18 protein-coding genes are annotated in these 22,512 nt (G+C 70.9%); 15 read left to right on the forward strand and 3 right to left on the reverse strand.

Annotation, left to right across the window (positions count from 1 at the left end; all coding sequences use genetic code 11):
• The first annotated feature begins 5 nt into the window (after positions 1 to 5).
• From ACFVAJ_RS21100 to ACFVAJ_RS21115, 4 genes are all read left to right on the forward strand, one after another.
• Positions 6 to 1,808: an acetolactate synthase large subunit gene (locus tag ACFVAJ_RS21100; RefSeq protein WP_376947714.1), complete on the forward strand. Its 1,803-nt coding sequence runs from the start codon at positions 6 to 8 to the stop codon at positions 1,806 to 1,808.
• 2 nt (positions 1,809 to 1,810) lie between these two features.
• Entirely contained in the window at positions 1,811 to 2,320 is a 510-nt protein-coding gene (gene ilvN, locus ACFVAJ_RS21105; protein WP_376947716.1) for an acetolactate synthase small subunit, read from the forward strand.
• A 63-nt stretch (positions 2,321 to 2,383) separates the two neighbouring features.
• A complete protein-coding gene (ilvC, locus tag ACFVAJ_RS21110; protein WP_376947718.1) occupies positions 2,384 to 3,412 on the forward strand; it encodes a ketol-acid reductoisomerase in 1,029 nt (342 codons plus the stop codon).
• Between the two features lie 174 nt (positions 3,413 to 3,586).
• Positions 3,587 to 5,479, forward strand: a complete 1,893-nt coding sequence (locus tag ACFVAJ_RS21115; protein WP_376947720.1) for a bifunctional metallophosphatase/5'-nucleotidase — start codon at positions 3,587 to 3,589, stop codon at positions 5,477 to 5,479.
• Between the two features lie 81 nt (positions 5,480 to 5,560).
• Here the strand turns inward: ACFVAJ_RS21115 and ACFVAJ_RS21120 are convergent, their stop codons facing one another.
• The gene (locus ACFVAJ_RS21120) at positions 5,561 to 6,436 is read right to left on the reverse strand and encodes a hypothetical protein (RefSeq protein WP_376947722.1); all 876 of its coding nucleotides are present in this window, start codon (positions 6,434 to 6,436) and stop codon (positions 5,561 to 5,563) included.
• Between the two features lie 102 nt (positions 6,437 to 6,538).
• On the opposite strand from ACFVAJ_RS21120, the gene ACFVAJ_RS21125 reads away from it, so the two are divergent.
• A complete protein-coding gene (locus tag ACFVAJ_RS21125; RefSeq protein ID WP_376947724.1) occupies positions 6,539 to 7,285 on the forward strand; it encodes a copper homeostasis protein CutC in 747 nt (248 codons plus the stop codon).
• Between the two features lie 17 nt (positions 7,286 to 7,302).
• Here ACFVAJ_RS21125 and ACFVAJ_RS21130 read toward each other — a convergent pair whose 3' ends face one another.
• Positions 7,303 to 11,511 carry a BTAD domain-containing putative transcriptional regulator gene (locus ACFVAJ_RS21130; RefSeq protein ID WP_376947726.1) on the reverse strand — a complete coding sequence of 1,403 codons (4,209 nt, stop codon included), beginning with the start codon at positions 11,509 to 11,511 and terminating at the stop codon, positions 7,303 to 7,305.
• 113 nt (positions 11,512 to 11,624) lie between these two features.
• On the opposite strand from ACFVAJ_RS21130, the gene ACFVAJ_RS21135 reads away from it, so the two are divergent.
• The 4 genes from ACFVAJ_RS21135 to serA all read left to right on the forward strand — a co-directional run bounded on the left by ACFVAJ_RS21135 (position 11,625) and on the right by serA (position 14,754).
• Entirely contained in the window at positions 11,625 to 12,080 is a 456-nt protein-coding gene (locus tag ACFVAJ_RS21135; RefSeq protein WP_376947728.1) for a hypothetical protein, read from the forward strand.
• A gap of 46 nt (positions 12,081 to 12,126) precedes the next feature.
• Positions 12,127 to 12,636, forward strand: coding sequence for a DNA polymerase III subunit gamma/tau (locus tag ACFVAJ_RS21140; RefSeq protein WP_376947730.1), 510 nt, complete (start codon positions 12,127 to 12,129; stop codon positions 12,634 to 12,636).
• A complete protein-coding gene (locus ACFVAJ_RS21145) occupies positions 12,633 to 13,004 on the forward strand; it encodes a bacitracin resistance protein (RefSeq protein ID WP_376947732.1) in 372 nt (123 codons plus the stop codon). The genes ACFVAJ_RS21140 and ACFVAJ_RS21145 overlap by 4 nt, the downstream gene beginning before the upstream one ends.
• Positions 13,005 to 13,155: 151 nt before the next feature.
• Positions 13,156 to 14,754, forward strand: a complete 1,599-nt coding sequence (gene serA, locus ACFVAJ_RS21150; RefSeq protein WP_376947734.1) for a phosphoglycerate dehydrogenase — start codon at positions 13,156 to 13,158, stop codon at positions 14,752 to 14,754.
• Positions 14,755 to 14,820: 66 nt separating this feature from the next.
• On the opposite strand, the gene ACFVAJ_RS21155 is transcribed toward serA, so the two are convergent.
• Positions 14,821 to 15,384, reverse strand: coding sequence for a TetR/AcrR family transcriptional regulator (locus ACFVAJ_RS21155; protein WP_376947736.1), 564 nt, complete (start codon positions 15,382 to 15,384; stop codon positions 14,821 to 14,823).
• A 161-nt stretch (positions 15,385 to 15,545) separates the two neighbouring features.
• Here ACFVAJ_RS21155 and ACFVAJ_RS21160 point away from each other — a divergent pair, with 161 nt between their 5' ends.
• The 6 genes from ACFVAJ_RS21160 (at position 15,546) to ACFVAJ_RS21185 (ending at position 22,504) form a co-directional block, all read left to right on the forward strand.
• On the forward strand, positions 15,546 to 17,108 hold the full coding sequence (locus ACFVAJ_RS21160) for an MFS transporter (RefSeq protein ID WP_376947827.1): 1,563 nt from the start codon (positions 15,546 to 15,548) through the stop codon (positions 17,106 to 17,108).
• A 93-nt stretch (positions 17,109 to 17,201) separates the two neighbouring features.
• Complete coding sequence (locus tag ACFVAJ_RS21165; protein WP_376947738.1) at positions 17,202 to 18,263, forward strand: 3-isopropylmalate dehydrogenase; 1,062 nt, start codon at positions 17,202 to 17,204, stop codon at positions 18,261 to 18,263.
• 29 nt (positions 18,264 to 18,292) lie between these two features.
• Entirely contained in the window at positions 18,293 to 19,408 is a 1,116-nt protein-coding gene (locus ACFVAJ_RS21170) for a branched-chain amino acid aminotransferase (protein ID WP_376947740.1), read from the forward strand.
• Complete coding sequence (locus ACFVAJ_RS21175; protein ID WP_376947742.1) at positions 19,405 to 19,881, forward strand: GNAT family acetyltransferase; 477 nt, start codon at positions 19,405 to 19,407, stop codon at positions 19,879 to 19,881. Before ACFVAJ_RS21170 ends, ACFVAJ_RS21175 begins: the two co-directional genes overlap by 4 nt.
• Before the next feature lie 118 nt (positions 19,882 to 19,999).
• A complete protein-coding gene (locus ACFVAJ_RS21180) occupies positions 20,000 to 21,499 on the forward strand; it encodes a DUF222 domain-containing protein (RefSeq protein WP_376947744.1) in 1,500 nt (499 codons plus the stop codon).
• Positions 21,500 to 21,730: 231 nt separating this feature from the next.
• Positions 21,731 to 22,504 (forward strand): fumarylacetoacetate hydrolase family protein, encoded by a 774-nt coding sequence (locus ACFVAJ_RS21185; RefSeq protein WP_376947746.1) that lies wholly within the window; start codon positions 21,731 to 21,733, stop codon positions 22,502 to 22,504.
• The last annotated feature ends 8 nt before the right edge of the window (positions 22,505 to 22,512 follow it).

Below are 22,512 nucleotides of genomic sequence, written 5' to 3' on the forward strand. Positions count from 1 at the left end.
ATCGAATGACCACGGAATCGACCCCCGTGCCGTCGCCCGCTGCAGTGCCGCCAGGCGCACCCGTGGAGATCACGGGTGCCGAGGCGGTCGTCCGTTCGCTCGAGATGCTCGGCATCACCGACGTGTTCGGACTCCCGGGCGGCGCCATCCTCCCCGTCTACGACCCGCTCTTCGAGAGCAAGAAGCTCCGGCACATCCTCGTGCGCCACGAGCAGGGCGGCGGCCACGCCGCGAGCGGCTACGCCGCCTCGAGCGGCAAGCTCGGCGTCACCATCGCGACGTCCGGCCCCGGCGCGACGAACCTCGTCACCGCCATCGCCGACGCGCACATGGACTCGGTGCCGATGCTCGCGATCACCGGCCAGGTGTTCTCGACGCTCATGGGCACCGACGCGTTCCAGGAGGCCGACATCGTCGGCATCACGATGCCGATCACGAAGCACTCCTTCCTCGTGAAGGACCCCGAGGACATCCCCGGGACGATCGCCGCCGCGGTGCACATCGCGACGACGGGCCGACCCGGTCCGGTGCTCGTCGACATCACGAAGGACGCCCAGCAGGCGAAGTTCTCCTTCCGCTGGCCGCCGAAGGTCGAGCTGCCCGGCTACCGTCCGATCACGAAGGCGCACGGCAAGCAGGTCGCGGCCGCGGCCCAGCTGATCGCCGAGGCGAAGCGCCCGGTGCTCTACGTCGGCGGCGGCGTGATCCGCGCCCGCGCCTCCGACGAGCTGCTCACGCTCGCCGAGACGACGAAGGCCCCGGTCGTGACGACGCTCATGGCTCGCGGCGCCTTCCCAGACTCGCACCCGCAGCACCTCGGCATGCCCGGCATGCACGGCACGGTGCCGGCGGTGCTCGCGCTCCAGGAGTCCGACCTCATCGTCGCGCTCGGCGCCCGCTTCGACGACCGGGTGACCGGCAAGGCGGCGCTGTTCGCGCCCAACGCGAAGGTCGTGCACGTCGACATCGACCCGGCCGAGATCTCCAAGATCCGCACGGCCGACGTGCCGATCGTAGGCGACGCGAAGGAGGTGCTCGTCGACCTCACCGCGGCCTACCGCACCGTGACCGGCGGCACCGCAGCAGACCTCGACGAGTGGTGGGCGACGCTCGACGGCCTCCGCAGCGAGTTCCCGCTCGGCTTCACCGAGCCGCGCGACGGCCTGCTCGCACCGCAGTACGTGATCGAGCGCATCGGCCAGCTCACCGGCCCCGAGGGCGTCTACGCGGCGGGCGTCGGCCAGCACCAGATGTGGGCGGCGCAGTTCATCAAGTACGAGCGGCCCAACTCGTGGCTGAACTCGGGCGGCGCCGGCACCATGGGCTACGCGGTCCCCGCGGCCATGGGCGCGAAGGTCGCCGAGCCCGACCGCGTGGTCTGGGCGATCGACGGCGACGGCTGCTTCCAGATGACCAACCAGGAGCTCGCGACCTGCCGGCTCAACGACATCCCGATCAAGGTCGCGGTCATCAACAACTCCTCGCTCGGCATGGTGCGCCAGTGGCAGACCCTGTTCTACGACGGCCGGTACTCGAACACCGACCTGAACACGGGTCACGACACGGTGCGCATCCCCGACTTCGTCACCCTGGCCGAGGCGTACGGCGCCCTCGGCATCCGGGTGACGAAGAAGGAGGAGGTCGACGCCGCGATCAAGCTCGCGCTCGAGACGAACGATCGCCCCGTCGTGATCGACTTCGTCGTCTCGGCCGACGCGATGGTGTGGCCGATGGTGCCGCAGGGCGTGTCGAACAGCTACATCCAGTACGCCCGCGATCACTCGCCGGCCTTCAGCGAGGAGGACTGACCATGTCGACCCACGTGCTCTCCCTCCTCGTCGAGGACAAGCCCGGTCTGCTGACCCGCGTCGCGGGCCTCTTCGCCCGCCGCGGCTTCAACATCGAGTCGCTCGCGGTCGGCCACTCCGAGATCGAGGGCCTCAGCCGCATCACGGTCGTCGTCGACGTCGAGGAACTGCCGCTCGAGCAGGTGACGAAGCAGCTCAACAAGCTGATCAACGTCATCAAGATCGTCGAGCTCGACCCCGCCCAGTCCGTGCAGCGCGAGCACCTGCTCATCAAGGTGCGCGTCGACAACACGACCCGTTCGCAGGTGCTCGAGGCAGTGAACCTCTTCCGCGCCCGCGTGGTCGACGTCGCGACCGACGCCCTCGTGATCGAGGTCACCGGCGACTCGGGCAAGACCCAGGCGCTGCTCAAGGTGCTCGAGCCCTACGGCATCAAGGAGATCGCCCAGTCAGGCCTCCTCGCGATCGGTCGCGGCGGCAAGTCCATCACCGAGCGCGTCTTCAAGAACTGAATCGGATGCCGCGGCGCGCGCCGAAGCATCCCTCTCGCAACCCACACCAAGGAGAAAACAGCAATGGCTGAGATGTATTACGACCAGGACGCCGACCTCTCGATCGTCCAGGGCAAGAAGGTCGCCGTCATCGGCTACGGCTCGCAGGGCCACGCCCACGCGCAGAACCTGCGCGACTCGGGCGTCGAGGTCGTCATCGGCCTCAAGGAGGGCTCGAAGTCGATCCAGAAGGCCGAAGAGGCCGGCTTCGAGGTCAAGAACGTCGCCGACGCGGCCGCCTGGGCCGACGTCGTCGTCATCCTCGCGCCCGACCAGTACCAGCGCCACATCTACGCGGAGTCGGTCAAGGACAACCTCGTCGAGGGCAACGCGCTCGTCTTCGGCCACGGCTTCAACATCCGCTTCGGCTACATCGAGGCGCCCGCGGGCGTCGACGTGATCCTCGTCGCGCCGAAGGCGCCGGGCCACACGGTGCGCCGCGAGTTCGTCGCCGGCCGTGGCATCCCCGACATCATCGCCGTCGAGCAGGACGCGACCGGCACCGCCTGGGACCTCGCGAAGTCGTACGCCAAGGGCATCGGCGGCACCCGCGCCGGCGTCATCAAGACGACCTTCACCGAGGAGACCGAGACCGACCTGTTCGGCGAGCAGGCCGTGCTCTGCGGCGGCACCTCGCAGCTCGTGCAGTACGGCTTCGAGACCCTCGTCGAGGCCGGCTACCAGCCCGAGATCGCCTACTTCGAGGTGCTCCACGAGCTGAAGCTCATCGTCGACCTCATGTGGGAGGGCGGCATCGCCAAGCAGCGCTGGTCGGTCTCCGACACGGCCGAGTACGGCGACTACGTGTCGGGCCCCCGCGTCATCGACCCGTCGGTCAAGGAGAACATGAAGGCGGTGCTCTCCGACATCCAGGACGGCACCTTCGCGAAGCGCTTCATCGCCGACCAGGACAACGGCCAGAAGGAGTTCCTGGAGCTCCGCGCCAAGGGCGAGCAGCACCCGATCGAGACCACCGGCCGCGACCTGCGCAAGCTCTTCGCGTGGAACTCGTCGGACGACGACGACTACGTCGACGGCGAGGTCGCTCGCTGACGCAACCCGCTGGTTGAGGAGCGCCGGGCGCAGCCCGACGCGTCTCGAAACCTGCACGGCCCGTTCCGGAGATCGCTCCGGAACGGGCCGCTCGTCGTCGTGCGCGAATGAGCACGACGAATCATCGCGAAACCCCTTGCCACGAGGCATCCCACCGTGGTCGTATTCGGTGGCATGAGCGAACTCTCACACCGCCACCCCCAACCCGCCCCCCGCTGGTGCTCGTGCGCCGTGCCCGACGACGACGTCGCGGCCCCGCCCTCCGGCGTCTCCCGACGCAACGTCCTGATCGGTGCGACCGCCGCGAGCGCACTCGCCGCCGCCGGCTGGGCGGCGAGCCCCGCGTCCGCGGCGACGAACGGCACGACGGCGAAGATCACCATCATGGGCACGTCCGACCTGCACGCGAACGTCGTCAACTGGGACTACTACAAGGACGCGGCCTACTACGACGGGTCGCCGACGAGGGACACCAACGCGGTCGGCCTCTCCCGCGTCGCGAGCCTCGTCAAGCAGGTCCGCGCCGACCGGGGTCGCGGCAACACGCTGCTGTTCGACGCCGGTGACACCATCCAGGGCACCCCGCTCGGGTTCTACTACGCCACCGTCGAGCCGGTCACCGAGACCGGCGCGACGCACCCGGTCGCGGCGCAGATGAACGCGCTCGGGTACGATGCCGTCGCCCTCGGCAACCACGAGTTCAACTACGGCCTCGACTTCCTCGACAACTGGATCGAGCAGATGGACGCGCCCGTCCTGGCCGCGAATGCCGTGCACGCGGGCACGAAGGTCCCGCGGTACACGCCGTACACGATCACGCAGCTGAAGGTCGCGAAGGGGCACCCGCCCGTCAAGGTCGGCGTGCTCGGGCTGACGAACCCCGGTGTCGTCATCTGGGACAAGGCCAACGTCTCGGGCCGGGTCGAGGTGCTCGATCTCGTCGAGACCGCCAAGCGCTGGGTGCCGGTGATGAAGGCGGAGGGCGCCCACATCATCGTCGTGAGCGCGCACTCGGGCGAGAGCGGCCTGTCGACCTACGGCTCCGAGCTGCCGATCGAGAACGCGGCGAAGCTCGTCGCCGAGCAGGTGCCCGACGTCGACGTGGTCCTCTTCGGGCACGCGCACGCCGAGATCCCCGAGCGGCTCGTCACCAACCTCGTGACCGGTGCCGAGGTGATCATGAGCGAGCCCAAGAACTGGGGCCAGCGGCTCAGCGTCTTCGACCTCGACCTCCGCTACTCGCGCGGCAAGTGGTCGGTCGTCGAGCACAAGGCCTACCTGCTCAACGCGAACACGGTCGTCGACGACCCCGAGTTCGTGGCGCTCGTGCGCGACCAGCACGACGCGGTCGTCGAATACATGAACTCGGCGGTCGCCACCTCGACCGAGGAGATGCTCGCCGCCGAATCGTGCTGGAAGGACACGGCGATCCTCGACTACGTCAACGAGGTGCAGACCGAGACCGTGCGCGCCGCGGTCGCGGGCACCGCCGAGGCATCCCTGCCGATCGTCTCGATCGCCGCCCCGTTCAACCGGGCCGCGAGCTTCCCGCAGGGGTCGGTGACGATCAAGGACGTCGCCGGGCTCTACATCTACGACAACACGCTCATGGCGTCGGTCCTCACCGGGAAGCAGATCAGGGAGTACCTGGAGTTCTCGGCAGAGTACTTCAAGCCCGTCGCACCCGACGCTCCGATCGACCCGGCCGCGTGGACGAACGCCCCGACTCCCAGGGCCGCGTCGACCCCCGACTACAACTACGACCAGTTCTCGGGCGTCGAGTACACGATCGACCTCTCGAAGCCGATCGGGCAGCGCATCTCGCCGCTGACGTACGAGGGCGCGCCGGTGGCCGACGACCAGCGGTTCCTCGTGGCGGTCAACAACTACCGCCAGTCGGGCGGCGGCGGGTTCCCGCACATCGCCGCGGCGCCGGTCGTCTACAACGCGCAGGTCGCCATTCGCGAAGCGATCGTGGCGTACGCCTCGGCGGCCGGGACGATCGACCCGCCGAGCTTCCACGTCGAGAACTGGAAGCTCGTGCGCAACGGCGTGCCGGTGTTCTGAGCGGGCACGGCGAGCGGCATCGCCGATGCACGACGGCCCGCACCGGGGGAGCCGGGCGGGCCGTCGTTCGCGTTCGGGGTGCTACTCCGCGGCGGGCGTCTCCTCCGAGGCATCCTCGTCGGCGGGCTCGTCGCCCTCGGCCGGCGCCTCGTCGGCGGGGGCGTCGACGTCGGCCTTCACGGCGTCCACCTGCTCCTGGGTGTAGCCGCAGTAGTTGACGGCCTCGCGCTCCCAGTAGCTGACGAGGCGGTCCTTGCCGGCGGCGTGCGCCTCGGCGACGGTGCCCTCGTAGATCTGGCCGTCCTGCGACTCCTTGTTGACGTCGGGCACGTCCTCGCAGACGTGGAACACCTTGCCCGACTTCGTCCAGTAGACGAGATCCTCGCCGGTGAGCTGGGCGACGATGTTCGACTCCTCGGTGTACTGCTCGACCGACGGCGGGGCGTAGTCGACGCCGAGCGCGATGGCGCCGCCGCCGATGACGATCGCGATGATGCCGGCGAGCGCCTTCTGCTTGCCGTCCATGTCCTTGTTCGTGAAGATCAGGATGATCAGCGGCAGGAACGCGATCACGGCGATGATCGCACCGAGCTGGTTCTGCACGAAGAAGCGGACCTTGTCCTCCTTCGACGCGGGGTCGAGGCGGTTCGCCCGCTTCCAGAGCAGCGAGCCGCCGATCGCGAGCGCGCCGATCACGACGATGAGCGTGATCAGGAGCCACATGACGACCGGCACCTGCCGGAGCACCCAGAAGATCGTGAACGCCTCGCCGGCGATGGCGAGGAGCCACAGGCCGCCGGCGATGAGCCGGAACCGCAGCGCCTGCTGCTTCGCCTCGGGCGTCGGCGTCCACGTGGGCGCCGCGGTCGCGGTCGCCGTCGCCGTCGAGCCGGCCTGCGCCGCCTGCCCCTCGGGCGTCTCGACCCGTACGATCTTCTTCTTGCGCTGCTCTGCCACGTGGTCCCCTCCAGTTGTGTGCCGCGATGAGCATATTGGACGGGCGGCGCCGGGGGACAGTGCGCATCCGCGGGTTCGCGGCGGGCCGGTACGCTGTCGAGAATGGTCGCCTCCCCGCTCCCCGTCGAGATCGCCGTTCAGGATGCCGCGGGCACGCGCATCGCCCTCGCGAACGGCGCCGCACGCATCGAGCTCTGCCAGGCCCTCGGCCTCGGCGGGCTGACGCCCTCGGCCGGGCTCGTCGAGGCCGCGGTCGAGCTCGCCCGCGACGCCGGTGCGACCGGCTTCGTGCACGTGCTCGTACGCCCGCGCGGCGGCGGCTTCGTGTACGACGCCGACGAGCAGGACACGATCCTCCGCGAGATCCGGGCGGCGGTCACGGCCGGCGCCGGCGCCGACGGCGTCGTGGTCGGCGCGCTCACTGAGGGAGGCGAGCTCGACCTCGACGCGATCGCCCGCTTCGTCGAGGCGGCCGGCGGTGCCGAGGTCACGGTGCACCGGGCAGTGGATGCCTCGGCCGACCCGCTCGGCTCGGTCGCCGCGCTCGCGGGGCGCGGCGTGCGCCGCGTGCTCACCTCGGGCGGAGCGCCCGACTGCCGGGCCGGGCTCGCGACGCTGCAGGCGATGGTCGCGGCATCCGGCTCGCTCGAGGTGATGGCGGGGGGCGGTGTGCGCGTCGAGGACCTCGCCGACCTCGTCGCCGCGGGGGTCGACGCGGTTCATCTCTCAGCGCGCGGCACGACCACTCGCGGGGGCGTGAGCGGCCCGGGCGGGGGAGTCGCCGGGTTCGACGTGACCGATCCCGGTCTCGTGCGTGCCGCGGTCGCGGCGGCTGGGGTTGCACGCTGAAGGGTCGAACCGAAGAATCAGTCGCCCCCGAACCCGCAGGTTGATCGGTACGTTCCGAGATCGCCGAGGTAGGTGTTCCACTCCTCGGGCGTCAGGTCGCGCCCGGCCATGCGGCACGCGGCATCCGCGTGGGTCTCGGGCCGAAGGTCCCAGACGGCCACCCCGCCGGCGACGTTCATCGCGACCTCTTGTCCGTCGGCCCGGAGCATGCCGGATGCTGCCGAAGGATTCGCCACGGGGATCGGGTCGCCGAGGCGCAGCCCCGTGGCGAGGTCGTAGATCGAGACGGTGCCGTCGGGAGAATAGGCGCTGAGGAGCCGTCCGCCGGCGTCGATGCTCACCGATTCGATGCGCCCGGGGACCGCCGGGAGCACGTCGATCGGGTCGAAGGACATGCTGTCGTGACGCACGAGCCGGTTGTCGTCCCACGCGGTGAGGATCTCGCCGGGCGACGTGAACATGGTCCCGGCCGCACCGCGGAGGCCTTTGCGCAGCTGCTCGCCGCTCCTCCCGTCGATGACGAGGCTCCAGTACTGGTCAGGTTCGCCGTCCCCGCCTTCCTGCCAGACGGTCACGAGCACCTCGTCGCCGTTCGAGGTCGTCGACAGCGAGATCGGGAAGCCGCCGACGTCGAACGTCGGGTCGACCCGCTCGCTCGTCGCGGCGTCGATCGTCCACACCTCGCCCCCCTCCCGGACGGCGAACATCCTGGCGCCCGAGGCGTCCGGGAAGGTGCCGACGAGGTCGTCGGGGAGTGCCGCCCCCGAGACGATCGTGCCGGCGCGGGTGTCGTAGAAGCCGTCGTGGTCGGCACCCTCGCCGCCGAACTCGCCGTAGAGCATCCCGCTGCCCGCCCAGGACACTCGGTGGGCCGGGAACGGGAGCCGGTTCTCGATCTCGCCGGAGAACGTGTCGAGCACCGCGAACTCGGTGTAACCGGCGTTCGCGCGTTCGGTGTCCGGCCGCCGGGCGACGATGACATGCGGATCGGTGCGGGAGTACGGCCCGATCACCGACCAGCCCGGCAGGAGGAGCTTCGACGCGAGTCCCGACCCGTCGAGCATCCAGCGCGTGATCGCAGGGGCTCCTCGACCGACGGCTACCAGCTCGCGCCCTTCCGAGGTCACCGCGATCGGCCCGACGTATCCGAGTCGCGGTTCCAGCACGACTCCGGTCGGCGCTCCGGTGCGCAGGCTGCGCTCCTCGATGGTGCCCGCGAGTCCGCCGCAGTACACGGTCTCGAGCTCGACCGAGGCGGTCACCCAGCGGCACAGCTCCCCGGACTCGGCGAGCTCCTGCGACCACGCGACCCGCCCGGTGGCGAGATCGACGAGCGCGATCCCACGGTCGCCCGTGGTCACGACCTGCGAGTTCGAGACGATGGCCATGGAGACGTTCACTGCCTCGGGGGGCATCAGGATCTCGGCCTGCACGCTCGCCGACGAGGGGTCGACGACGAACAGCCGGCCCTCGAGTGCGCCGTAGATCAGGCGGCCGTCGGCGGCGAACCGCACCACCCCGGCGCGATCGGTGTCCATCTCGGCCTCGTGCGTCGGGATGCCGGAGGCGATGCGCACGCCACCGGTCGCGACGTCGACGAGGCGGAGCGTCCCTACTTCGTCGATGGCCGCGACGATGCCGCCGTCGGGGCTGAGCGCGATCGTGCTCACGAGGAAATCGAGATCCATGGGTCGGTGCGCGGCCGCCCCGGATGTCACGTCGACGACGCTGAGGCGCCCGCCCGAGCGCTCGAGGTAGTCGGTGAGATCCTGCTCGACCAGGGCAGCCTTCGTCCCGTCCCCGTTCAGCGCCGGCCCGAGCCGGCTGTCCAGGAACGCACTCGCCCGAGGAACGTCGAGCGTGCGGAGCTTCTCACCCGTGTCGATGTCGACGACCCGGAGATCCGGCACATCGGTGGCCACCACCGCGGTGCGCGTGCCGGGGACGAGGACACCGGCGATCTCGTTCATTCCATCCACGCGGATCGTGGCGAGCTTGCCGGGCGAGCCGGTCATGGCCCCGAGCAGTGCTGAGCGTGACCGCGGATCGTCGGGCCAGCGACGGTACGCTTCCGCGGCGAGGAGGTTCGCGACATGCGGTTGGGTCCCTCGCAGCGACAGCGCGGTGCTCGTCAGCGCCTCAATGCGCGCGGTCTCCCGCTGGCGCTCGGTCTCGACCGAGCCCATGGCCACAAGCCCTCCCGCGACGACGGCCACGGCGAAGAGACCGACCGACGCGCCGAGCGCCACCCGGAGCCGGCGATTCTGACGACGGTCGTGGGTGACGCGGCGCTCGAGATCGGCCCGCGCGGCCTGCTCCTGCGCCTCGGACGCCTCGAGGAACGCCTGCTCGGCGGGTGTGAGCTCCGGTGATGCGGTCTCGCGCCAGGCGAGCGCCGCGGCCAGTCGCGCGCCGCGATAGAGGTCCCCGTCGGGCCTCCCGTCGGCATCCCACGTGTCGGCCGCGCCCACGAGCGCCCGCATCGTCCGCAGGCCTTCGGCGTCGTCCTCGAGCCAGCTGCGCAGGCGAGGCCACGCGGTGGCGAGCGACTCGTGGGCGACGACGAGGGACTCCTCCTCGGCGGTCACCAGCCGCGCGCTCGCGAGGCTCGTCAGCACCCGCTCGTGAGCGGCATCCTGTCGCATCAGGCGGATCGGGACGCGTCGGCGCATCGGGGCGCCGTCGGTGCCGATCTCCACGAGCCGGAGGAAGGTCGACCGGCATGTCGAGCGCGCCTCGGGGTCGAGCGACAGGTAGAGGCGGTCGGCCGACTTGGCGATGGCGCCCGAGATGCCGCCGGAGTCCTCATAGCCCGCGACCGTGAGGGTCGCGCCCTCGCGACGCGACCAGGTCTCGACCAGGGCGTGCGACACGTAGGGGAGCGCGCCCGGCGCACCTGCGGCATCCCGCATGATCAGCTCGATCAGGCCGGGCTCGAGGCGGAGCCCGGCGAGCGCCGCCGGCTGCTCGATCGCCTCGCGAAGGCCGTCGGACGTCAACGGGCCGATCAGGTGCACCCCCGTGGCGAACATCGGGCCGATGCCGGGTCGGGTGGCGCACGTGCTGAGGAAGTCGGCGCGGACCGCCACGATCACGCGCTGCCCGCCCGCCACCGCGGCGGCGATGAGCCCGCCCGCCTCGTCGACGTGCGCGTCCGGCAGGCCGGAGTGGAAGAGCTCCTCGAACTGGTCGACGACGACCACGCCGTCGGTGCGCTCCGCGAACGCGTCGCGGAGACGGGGGAGCGGCGTCGCTCCCGACCCGAGCACGACGACGTGCTCACCGCGTGCCCGGAGAGCGGGGACGATGCCGGCGAGCAGGAGCGACGACTTGCCGCTGCCCGACGCTCCCGAGACCGCGAGGAACGGCGACGCCGCCAGCCGATCGAGCGCCGCACGCACGTCGGCGTCGCGCCCGAAGAACTCGTCGGCGTCATCGGTGCCGTACGGCTGCAGGCCGCGGTACGGGCAGCCGGCGCTGGTGAGCGGCGGCTGCGGGGGCGCGTCGAGTACGGCGTCCTGACGCAGGATCGCGGACTCGAGTGCGACGAGCTCCGCGCCGGGGGAGATGCCGAGTTCATCGGCCAACCGTTCCTTGGCCGCGCGCAGGGCTGCGAGCGCGTCGGCCTGGCGCCCGCTGCGGTACAGCGCGGTCGCGAGGATCGCCCACCGTCGCTCGCGGAGCGGATCGCCTCGAACCAGCCGCTCCGCGCCGGCGACGACCGAGCGGTGCTCGCCGAGCTCGAGCCGGGCCGTGAGGAGGTCCTCTTCGGCTGTGGCGCGGATCTCACCGAGTCGTTCGGCTTCGGCGAGGGCCGGAGGCCACTCGCCCAGATCCGCGTATGGGGTTCCGCTCCAGAGCGAGAGCGCGCGTCCGATCACGTCGATGGCGCGCGCAGGATCGCCGCTCGCGCGGTGCAGCGCGCCCTCGTCGAGGAGGTGCTCGAACCGCGCGGCGTCGATCGTGTCAGGATCGACGCGGAGCCGGTACCCCGTACGGTCCGTCGCGACGGACGAGGATCCCAGCGCCCGGCGCACGTGCCCGACGAAGGCCTGCAGCTGCTTGCGCCAGGTCACCGGCACCGCGTCGCCCCACACCGCGTCGGCCAGCTCGGACGGTGCGACGACATTTCCGGTGCGAAGAACGAGGGCGGCGAGCAGCGAACGCTCCTTGGGGCTGAGCCGACCGCCGTCGATCGTGAGGTCACCGAGGACTCGGATCTCCACACCTGCATTCTCGACTCGGGTGCATGGGCTGTCAACGAAGGTGCATGCGGGTCCATACCCGTTCCATACCGTGCGGCTCACGGGGCCATACCGGTGCGCGTGAGCGTCGGGTCATGAACACCACGAAGAACACCGAGAAGAACACCAGCAGGGCCGGCGTCACGCCGGCGATCCTGTTGGGATGCGCACTCGCCGTGGCGCCGATCGCCGCCGCAAGCCAGGCCGGCGCCGCGCCGGGGATGGTGCCGACCGGGCCCGACATCGTGCTCGGGGCGACCGAGAACCTTCGGCAGCTGATGGAGGCCGACAACGCTCCGGCGGCGCCGGTGATCCCGACCGACAAGACGCTTCGGCAGCTGATGGAGGCCGACAACGCTCCGGCGGCGCCGGTGATCCCGACCGACACGACGCTGCGGCAACTGATGGAGGCCGATCGTGCTCCGGCGGCATCGACCCGACCGCCGGATCGGCCGGCACCGCAGTTGACGGAGGAAGACCGCCCACCGTCGGTCTCATGCGATGTGCCGCAGCCGACCGTGCGTCCATCTCCGAACGGAGAGCGCAGGTGACGGCGCCGCAAGGTGGCGGGGCATCCCGACTGGATAGGCTGGTGGCATGCGCCCCGACCCCGATGCCGACGACGACGCCCTGCGCTGGGAGGGCGACGACGACGCCACCCTCGCCCCCGGCTGGAAGGCCGTCGGCACCCCGGTTCCGCTGACGGGCGCGGCGACGACGGCACCGGCGACGGGCGCCGACTCCGACACGAATGCCGACACCGGTACGACCGCAGACGAGGAGGGCATCGACGACGATGCCGCGGCACCCGCCGGTGCCGCGCAGACCGGCTCGGTCGAGCTCGTCGTGCTCGGCGTGCTCGGCGGGGTCTACCTGCTCTACACGATCGGCTGGATCATCACGGCGCTCCGCACGGCGACGCCGGGCATGAGCGTCGTCGGCGACTTCATGTACAGCCTCGGCCTCTGGCTCACGGTGCTCGCCGCCCCGCTCTGGTTCGTGCTCGCGCTGCGCGGAGCGCGCACCGCCCGCTCGCGGCTCGTCTGGCTCGTGGCCGGGGCCGTCGTGCTGGCGCCGCTGCCCTTCATCTTCGGAGTGACCGCATGACCGCCGCATCCGCCGTGCCCGCAGGGGCCGAGCCCGAGGCATCCGCCACCGGACCGACCCTGCCGCTCTGGCTCGACGTCGCCCTCGCCGTCGTGTTCGGGCTCTTCTACGCGTTCGACGTGTGGGAGGTGGTCGAGAGCATCGTGCAACTGCTCGGCATCGGCCTGTCGTTCTCCGTGGCCGGATGGGCGGTCATGATCGTCGCCCTGCTCGCGCCGCTCGCGTGCTTCGGGGTGGCGTTCGCGCTGGGGCGCCGCCGAGGCATCCTCGCGCGCATCGCGCTGTACTTCGCGGGCCTCTGCGTCTCGGCCGCGCTGTTCCTGAGCCTGACGGTGCTGCTCGGCCAGGTCGGCGGCGTCGTCGTCTGAGCCGTTCGCCCGCTCGGCGACGTCGCGAGCCGTCACAGTACGTGATGGCGCGCAACACTCCAGTATGGTTGGCGGGGTAACGGCGCCCCCACTGGCGTAGGCGCTTCTCCCCTCGCGCCTTTCCGCGCGCATCGCTCCGAAGGAACCGTTCGTGTCAAAGCCGGTCGTGCTGATCGCCGAAGAACTCTCGCCCGCCACCGTCGACGCCCTCGGGCCCGACTTCGAGATCCGTCAGGTCGACGGCACCGATCGACCGGCGCTCCTGTCGTCGCTCGCCGATGCCGACGCCATCCTCATCCGCTCCGCGACGCAGGTCGACGCCGAGGCGATCGCCGCAGCTCCCAAGCTCAAGGTCGTCGCGCGTGCGGGCGTCGGCCTCGACAACGTCGACGTGAAGTCGGCGACGACGGCCGGCGTCATGGTCGTGAACGCGCCGACGTCGAACATCATCTCGGCGGCCGAGCTCACGATCGGCCACATCCTGAGCCTCGCCCGCCACATCCCCGCCGGGCACGTCTCGCTCTCGGCCGGCCAGTGGAAGCGCTCCTCGTACACGGGCACCGAGCTCTACGAGAAGACCGTCGGCATCATCGGCCTCGGCCGCATCGGCGCCCTCATCACCGCGCGCCTGCAGGCGTTCGGCATGGAGGTCATCGCCTACGACCCGTACATCACGGCCGCCCGCGCGCAGCAGCTCGGCGTGCAGACGGTCTCGCTCGACGAACTGCTCGAGCGCAGCGACTTCGTGACGATCCACATGCCGCGCACGCCCGAGACGCTCGGCATGATCGGCACCGAGCAGCTGAAGCAGATGAAGAAGACGGCCTACGTCGTGAACGTCGCCCGCGGCGGCCTCATCGACGAGCAGGCGCTGCACGACGCGCTCGTCTCCGGCGAGATCGCCGGCGCCGCACTCGACGTCTTCGTGCAGGAGCCGCCGCGCGAGTCGCCCCTCATCGGCCTGCCGAATCTCATCGTCACCCCGCACCTCGGCGCCTCGACCGACGACGCGCAGGAGAAGGCGGGCATCTCGGTCGCGAAGTCGGTGCGCCTCGCGCTCGCCGGCGAGCTCGTGCCCGACGCGGTGAACGTCGCCGGCGGCGTCATCGACCCGTACGTGCGCCCCGGCATCCCGCTCGTCGAGAAGCTCGGACAGCTGTTCTCCGGCCTCGCCCACGGCGAGCACGGCGGCCTCACGAGCCTCGACGTCGAGGTGCGCGGCGAACTCGTCGACTACGACGTCAGCGTGCTGAAGCTCGCCGCGCTGAAGGGCGTGTTCACGAACGTCGTCTCCGAGTCGGTGTCGTACGTCAACGCCCCGCTCCTCGCCGAGCAGCGCGGCGTGCAGGTGCGGCTCATCACCGAGGCCGACAGCCCCGAGTACCGCAACGTCATCACGCTGAGCGGTGCGCTCGCCGACGGGACCCAGGTGTCGGTGTCGGGCACGCTGACCGGCCCGAAGCAGACCGAGAAGCTCGTCGGCATCGACGGCTACGACCTCGAGGTGCCGATCGCGAAGCACCACATCGTCATGAGCTACACCGACCGTCCCGGCATCGTCGCGGTCTACGGCCAGGAGTTCGGCGAGGCCGGCATCAACATCGCCGGCATGCAGATCGCCCGACGCGAGGCCGGCGGCACCGCGCTCAGCGTGCTCACGGTCGACTCGCCGGTGCCCGCCGAGGTGCTCGAGCGCGTGCGCCAGGCGATCGACGCGAAGGTCTTCGTCGAGATCGACATCACCGAGTAGCACTCGATCGGGCGGATGCCCCGGCGCGACGCCCCTCGCAGGGCGCGCGCCGGGGCATCCGTCGTCTCAGCGGCCGTCGGCGACGAGTCGTTCGAGCAGGGCGACGAGCGCGTCCATCTGCTCGGGGGTGAAGTCGCCCGCGCTCGCGGCGTCGTCGACGGCCTCGGCCCGCAGGGCGGAGTGGTAGTAGAGGCCGTCGCCGATGAGCGTGATGGCGATGGCGAGGGCCGGATCGGAGACGTACCGGCCGAGTTCGGCGAGCCAGCGCTCGCGGACCTCCTCGATGGCCTGCCCGGCCTCGCGATCTCCGCCCTGTGCGAGTCGCACGGTCGCGATGAAGCTGCGGTCGAGGGCGGTCTCGATCTCGAGCGAGGACCGCACGAAGTAGGCGATCGGCCCTTCGGGCGCCCCGTCGATGCGCGCGACGTCGTCGTCGACGAGGCGGTGCAGCCGCTCGATGAGACCGGCGATGAGGGCGTTGCGCGAACCGAAATGGTAGAGCAGTCCGCCCTTCGACACCCCGGCCTCGCGGGCGGTCGCGTCGAGGGTGGCGGCGCGCTCGCCGTCGGCGATGATCAGGCGCTCGAAGGCGTCGAGCACCGCTTCGCGAGCGGCTGGGGGACGGGCCATGTGTCGATTCTCCCTGAACGGCGGCGATCGCGTGCCTGCGGCGTTGACGACGCGCGGCCCGCTTCTGTTACTATACCAACTAGACGGTATAGAAACTGAGTGAAACCATGACCGAGCAGACGGCCACCACGACCCCGACGACCGATTCGTCGACCACCCCGATGACCGACGCGAGCCCTCGCGCCGCCGCGAAGCGCACCCGCGCCGCGGCTCCCACGGGCGCTTCGGGCCGTGCCCCGCGACGCGCCTGGATCGCGCTCGCGGTGCTCATGCTGCCCGCGCTCCTCGTGTCGATCGACAACACGGTGCTGAGCTTCGCGCTGCCCGAGATCTCGCGCGACCTCGCGCCGACGGCGGCCCAGCAGCTCTGGATCATCGACGCCTACCCGCTCGTGCTCGCCGCCCTGCTCGTCGCGATGGGCAGCGCCGGCGACCGGTGGGGCCGTCGCCGCATGCTCATGATCGGGTCGATCGGCTTCGCGGTCGTGTCGGTCGGTGCGGCGTTCGCCCCGACCGCCGAGCTCCTCATCGCCGCGCGCGCCGCGCTCGGCTTCTTCGGCGCGATGCTCATGCCCTCGACGCTGTCGCTGCTGCGCTCGATCTTCGCCGATCGCGAGCAGCGCCGCCTGGCGATCGCGATCTGGGCCTCGGCGTTCGCCGCGGGCAGCGCCCTCGGCCCGCTCGTCGGCGGCCTGCTGCTCGAGCACTTCGCCTGGGGCTCGGTGTTCCTCCTCGCGGTGCCGGTGCTCGTGCCGATGCTCGTGCTCGTGCCCCTGCTCATCACCGAGAGCCGAGACCCGAACCCGGGCCGCATCGACGTCTGGAGCATCCTGCTCTCGCTCGCGACGATGGCGCCGATCGTCTTCGGCATCAAGCACCTCGCCACCGAGGGCCTCGACGCGGCCGGGCCGCTCTTCATCCTCGTGGGCCTCGCGGCCGGCTACCTGTTCGTGCGCCGCCAGCTCGCGAGCGAGGCGCCGATGCTCGACGTGCGCCTGTTCACGGTCGGCCCGTTCGGCGGCGCCGTGCTCGTGAACCTGCTGAGCGTCGTCTCGCTCGTCGGCTTCCTGTTCTTCGTGTCGCAGCACCTGCAGATCATCGCGGGCCTCTCGCCGGTCGAGGCCGGGCTCGCCCTCCTGCCGGGGCTCCTCGCGATGATCGTCGCCGGCCTCGTCGTGGTGCCGATCTCCCGGCGCGTGGCCCCGCGGCTGCTCGTGCCCTCGGCGCTCACGCTCTCGGCGGGCGGCTACCTCGTCGTCGCGTTCGGCGCGTCCGAGGGTTCGCTCGGCGCGGTCATCCTCGCCTTCACGATGCTCGGCATCGGCATCGGCATGGCCGAGACGGTGTCGAACGAGCTCATCCTCTCGAGCGCCCCGGCGTCGAAGGCGGGCGCGGCCTCCGCGGTCTCCGAGACGGCGTACGAGCTCGGCGCGGTGCTCGGCACCGCGGGCCTCGGCAGCATCATCGCGGCGCACTACGCGAGCGCGATCGAACTGCCCGCCTCGCTCACCGCAGCGCAGATGGATGCCTCGCGCGAGACCCTCGCGGGCGCGGCGGTGGTGGCGTCCGAGCTGCCCGCCGCACAGGCCGAGGAGCTCATGCACGCCGCGGCGGTCGCGTTCGACGGCGGAGTGCTGGTGACCTCGCTCATCGGCGTCGGCCTGATGGTCGCCGCCGCGACGATCGCGGCGCTGACCCTGCGCAACCCCTCGCACCAGGACTGAGCGCCGGGTGCCGGCCTGCCGTGCCCCGTCACGGAACGGGGCACGGCGGGCGACGGCAGTACGCTGGAGGGGTTGTCGCACGAAGGAGCATTCATGGGTCGAACGGTCAAGCTCGCGGTCATTCCCGGTGACGGGATCGGCCCCGAGGTCGTGGGTGAGGCGCTGAAGGTGCTCGACGCGGTCACGGCCGGCGGCGACACGGTGTTCGAGCAGACGCCGTTCTCGCTCGGCGCGGCCCGCTACCTCGAGACGGGCGACGTGCTCACCGACGCCGACCTCGACGCGATCAAGGGCCACGACGCGATCCTGCTCGGCGCCGTCGGGGGAGTGCCGGGCGACCCGCGTCTCGCGGGCGCGAACATCGAGCGCGGGCTCCTCCTGAAGCTCCGATTCGAGCTCGACCACTACGTGAACCTCCGCCCGTCGGTGCTCTACCCGGGCGTCGTGAGCCCGCTCGCGAACCCGGGCGACGTCGACTTCGTCGTCGTGCGCGAGGGCACCGAGGGCCCGTACGTCGGCAACGGCGGCGCGATCCGCGTCGGCACCCCCGCCGAGGTCGCCAACGAGGTCTCGGTGAACACCGGCTACGGCGTCGAGCGGGTCGTGCGATACGCCTTCGCCGCCGCGAACGCGCGCCCCCGCAAGAAGCTCACCCTCGTGCACAAGACCAACGTGCTCGTCTTCGCCGGCTCGTTGTGGAAGCGCACGGTCGACGCCGTGGCATCCGAGTACCCCGACGTGACCGTCGACTACCTGCACGTCGACGCCGCGACCATCTTCCTGGTCACCGACCCTGCTAGATTCGACGTCATCGTCACAGACAACCTCTTCGGCGACATCCTCACCGACCTGGCCGGCGCGATCAGCGGCGGCATCGGCCTCGCAGCCTCGGGCAACATCAACCCCGACGGCCGATTCCCGAGCATGTTCGAGCCGGTGCACGGTTCGGCTCCAGACATCGCCGGGAAGGGCATCGCCGACCCCACCGCGGCCATCCTCTCCGTCGCCCTCCTGCTCGACCACCTCGGTCTCGCAGAGGCCTCGGCGAAGGTCTCGCGGGCGGTCGCCGCCGACATCGCCGAACGCGGCGGGGCGACGCGCACGACCTCCGAGGTCGGCGACGCGATCGCCGCTCGCATCGGCGCACTCGACTGATCAAGCGCAAGCGCATCGAAGGACATCTCATGACGATCAACCTCCCGCTCCAGGCCCCCTCCGCCGCCGGACTCATCTGGCAGACGGTCCGCAACGAGAACGCCAAGTCGCCCGAGGAGCGCGAGGCGATCCTCGCCGACCCGGGCTTCGGCAACCACTTCACCGACCACATGGTCGACGTGTGCTGGTCGGAGAAGGGCGGGTGGCACCGCCCCCGCGTCTCTCCCTACGGCCCGATCCAGCTCGACCCGGCCGCCGCCGTGCTGCACTACGCGCAGGAGATCTTCGAGGGCATGAAGGCGTACCGGCACGCCGACGGCTCGATCTGGACCTTCCGCCCCGAGCAGAACGCGGCCCGCATGCAGCGCTCGGCCAAGCGCCTCGCGCTGCCCGAGCTGCCGAGCGACATCTTCATCGAGTCGCTGAAGAAGCTCATCGCGGTCGACGCCGACTGGGTGCCGTCGGCGCCCGAGACGAGCCTGTACCTGCGGCCGTTCATGTTCGCGAAGGAGGCGTTCCTCGGCGTGCGCCCGGCGAAGAAGGTCGCGTTCTACGTGATCGCGAGCCCCGCGGGCGCCTACTTCCACGGCGGCGTGCAGCCCGTGTCGATCTGGCTGTCGACCAACTACGCCCGCGCCGGCAAGGGCGGCACCGGTGCGGCGAAGACCGGCGGCAACTACGCGTCGAGCCTGCTGCCCCAGGCCGAGGCGGCCGAGCACGGCTGCCAGCAGGTGCTCTTCCTCGACGAGGGCAAGTACCTCGAAGAGCTCGGCGGCATGAACGTCGTGCTCGTCTACAAGGACGGCACGCTCGTCACCCCCGAGTCCGACTCGATCCTCGAGGGCATCACGCGCGACTCGGTGCTGCAGCTCGCGAAGGACCGCGGCCACACCGTCGAGAGCCGCCGGGTCACGATCGACGAGTGGCGAGAGGGCGCGGCATCCGGCGACATCGTGGGCGCCTTCGCCTGCGGCACCGCCGCGGTGATCACGCCCATCGGTCGACTCCTCGCCGAGGACTTCGAGATCGTGCACGAGGGCGACGCGGCCGCCGAGCTGGCGCTCTCGCTCCGCGAGGAGCTCACCGGCATCCAGTACGGGCGCGTCGAGGACCGCCACGGGTGGCTGCTGCGCCTCGACGCATGAGCGAAACGCTCCACGACGACGCGACGGCCGGATCGACCTCGATCCGGCCGTTCGTCGTCGACGACACCGAGGCCGTCGTCGCGCTGTGGCGTGCCGCGGGCCTCGTGAAGCCGTGGAACGACCCGTACCTCGACATCTCGCGGAAGATGACGGTGCAGCCCGAGTTGTTCCTCGTTGCCGTCGCGAGTGACGCGACCCTCGTCGGCACGGCGATGGTCGGGTACGAGGGCCATCGCGGCTGGGTGAACTACCTCGCCGTCGCCGACCCCGCGCGCGGTACCGGCCTCGGGCGCCGGCTCATGGCAGAGGCCGAGCGCCTGCTCGTCGAACGGGGATGCCCCAAGCTCAACCTGCAGGTGCGCACCTCGAACACCGAGGTGATCGCGTTCTACGAGCGCCTCGGGTACGCGGTCGACGACGCGGTGAGCCTCGGCAAGCGGTTGATCGAGGATGCTTCGCCGGGCAGTCGCTGAGGGTTCGACTTCTCCTCCACAGGGTGGGCTCCTGTCGGGTTGTTCACAAGCTAAATCGCTGATCAGTCGATAATTCTCGGCGCGATCGAATGTCGGTGGGTGGCGGCAGCATCGAAGCATGACGAACTCGCTCGCGAGCCTCGAGAGTCGTCTCGACGCGCTGCGCGCCGAGTGGGTCGGGGCTGCGCCCGCGTTCGGCGCAGCGGTCGAGGCCGGTGCCGAGCGCGGGCTCGACGACGTCGTCGCGATGAACGATGCGGGTCTCGTCCGTGTGGTCGAGGTTGCGGGCGGGCTGCGTCGTCAACTCGATGCGGTCCTCGCGGCGCTCGCCGCGGAGGTCGACCTGCGCAGCGACGCCGCGTTCGGTGCGGAGGGGCTCGCGAAGCGGCACGGGCAGCGCAACGCGATCCAGCTCGTCGCCTCGACGGTCGGAGCGACGCCACGGCAGGCCGCGATGCTCGTGAGGGTCGGAGCCGCGAGTCGACCGCGTGCGTCGTTCACCGGAGAGCCGATGCCGCCGCGGCGGCCGGCTGTGGCAGGTGCCCTCGCGAGCGGGGCGATCGGTCTCGAGGCGGCCGATGCGATCTGCACCATGCTCGACCGAGTGGCTCCTCGAACGAGCGTCGCGCGTGCCGCCGCCTACGAGGTCGAGCTCGCGGCATTCGCGACGTCGGTGCCGTACTCGCTGCTGCAGCGCGCCGTGACGCACGCCGAGGCGCGGCTCGATCCCGATGGCGTCGCTCCGCATGACGAGGCACTGCGCGAGCAGCGCTCGCTCACGATCACCGAAGAGGCGTCGGGCATGGTGCGGCTGCACGGCCGGTTCGATGTCACGACCGCGGCGCCGATCAAGGCGGCGGTCGAGCAACTGGTCACCGAGGTGTTGCAGCGGCGTCGAGCGACCTCAGACAACCGGCCTGATGGTGACGGGCCGGTCGTCGACGATCTGCGGTCCATCCCGCAGCTGCAGGCTGATGCGCTGGCTGATCTCGCCAGGCATGCGCTCGGTTGCGCCGAGATGCCGACGGTGTCGAAGACGACGGTCGTCGTTCGCCTGCATGCCGATGCGCTCGACGAGGCGTTGCCGTGCGATCACGCAGATGCCGCGATCCGAGGAGCGGTCGACGCACGCGACGACCGTGTCGTGCACGGAGCCGCCGCACGCCCGACCACACCGTGCATGCTCGGCTCGATCGACGGATTCGATCGAGTGTTGTCGGCGGCGATGCTCCGGCGGATGGCGGCCGATGCCGAGCTCATTCCGATGGTGCTCGGCGGGCGCAGCGAGCCGCTCGACGTGGGCCGGTCCAAGCGACTGTTCACCCGGGCGCAACGCCTCGCCCTCGCTGAACGCGACGGCGGGTGCGCGAGCTGCGGCCGCAACATCGGCTACGTCGACGCCCATCACATCAGATGGTGGGAGCGCGATTCCGGCTCGACCGACCTCGACAACGGGGTGCTGCTCTGCACGCACTGCCATCATCAGGTGCATCGAGACGGGTGGAGCATCATCTCGCGTCGGCACGAGATCTGGTTCCTTCCGCCACCCCACGTCGATCCCGAGCAACGGCCGCGACTCGGCGGGCGGGCGCGGTTCGAACTCCGCGACGTCGCGTGACGGGCGCGAATGATGCCCGGGCGACGGGCCCTGAGGGCCTGCCCGGCGGTGTCCCTCGGGCGCCCGCCCCGGCGGTGTCCCTCGGGCGCCCGCCCCGGCGGCGTGCGCCCAAGGCTCGACCACCCGCCTGCCCGGGCGGCGTGCGCAGGGCCCGACCGCTCGCCCCCGGCTGCGTGCCACGAGCGCCCGCCCTCCAGCCCGCGCACACCACCCGCCGATAGGCTTGTTCGCATGAAGATCGCGCGGTTCAGCCATGGTGAGACCATCTCGTTCGGCATCATCGACGAGGAGGAGCACGAGCTCGTCGTGCTGAAGGCCGACCCGATGTTCGCGGGCTACGAGCCGACCGGTGAACGGGTCGCGCTCGCCGAGGCGAAGCTCCTCGCGCCGGTGATCCCGCGGTCGAAGGTCATCGCGGTCGGCAAGAACTACCACGACCACGCCGCCGAGATGGGCGGCACCGCGCCGGCCGAACCGCTGCTGTTCCTGAAGCCGAACACCTCCGTGATCGGCCCCGACGACGCCATCGTGCTGCCCCCGCAGAGCGAGCGGGTCGAGCACGAGGGCGAGCTCGCGGTCGTGATCGGCCGCATCGCGAAGAACGTGAGCGAGGCCGATGCCGAGCAGGTGATCTTCGGGTACACGATCGCCAACGACGTGACCGCCCGCGACCTGCAGCAGCGCGACGGCCAGTGGGCCCGCGCGAAGGGCTTCGACTCGTTCTGCCCGCTCGGGCCGGTCATCTCGACCGACGTCGACTTCGAGAACGGCACCATCGAGACGAGCGTCAACGGTGTGCGCAAGCAGGAGGGGCGCCTCGCCGACCTCGTGCACTCCGTGCCCGCGATCATCGCGCACGCCTCGAGCGTGTTCACCCTGCTGCCTGGCGATGTCATCCTCACCGGCACGCCGGCGGGCGTCGGCCCGATCGCCGACGGCGACACGGTCGAGGTCACGATCTCGGGCCTCGGCGTGCTCTCGAACCCGGTGCGCTCGGCGAGCTAGCGGGTCGG

This window comes from Agromyces sp. NPDC057679 (assembly GCF_042799635.1).
Taxonomy (GTDB): Bacteria; Actinomycetota; Actinomycetes; order Actinomycetales; family Microbacteriaceae; genus Agromyces.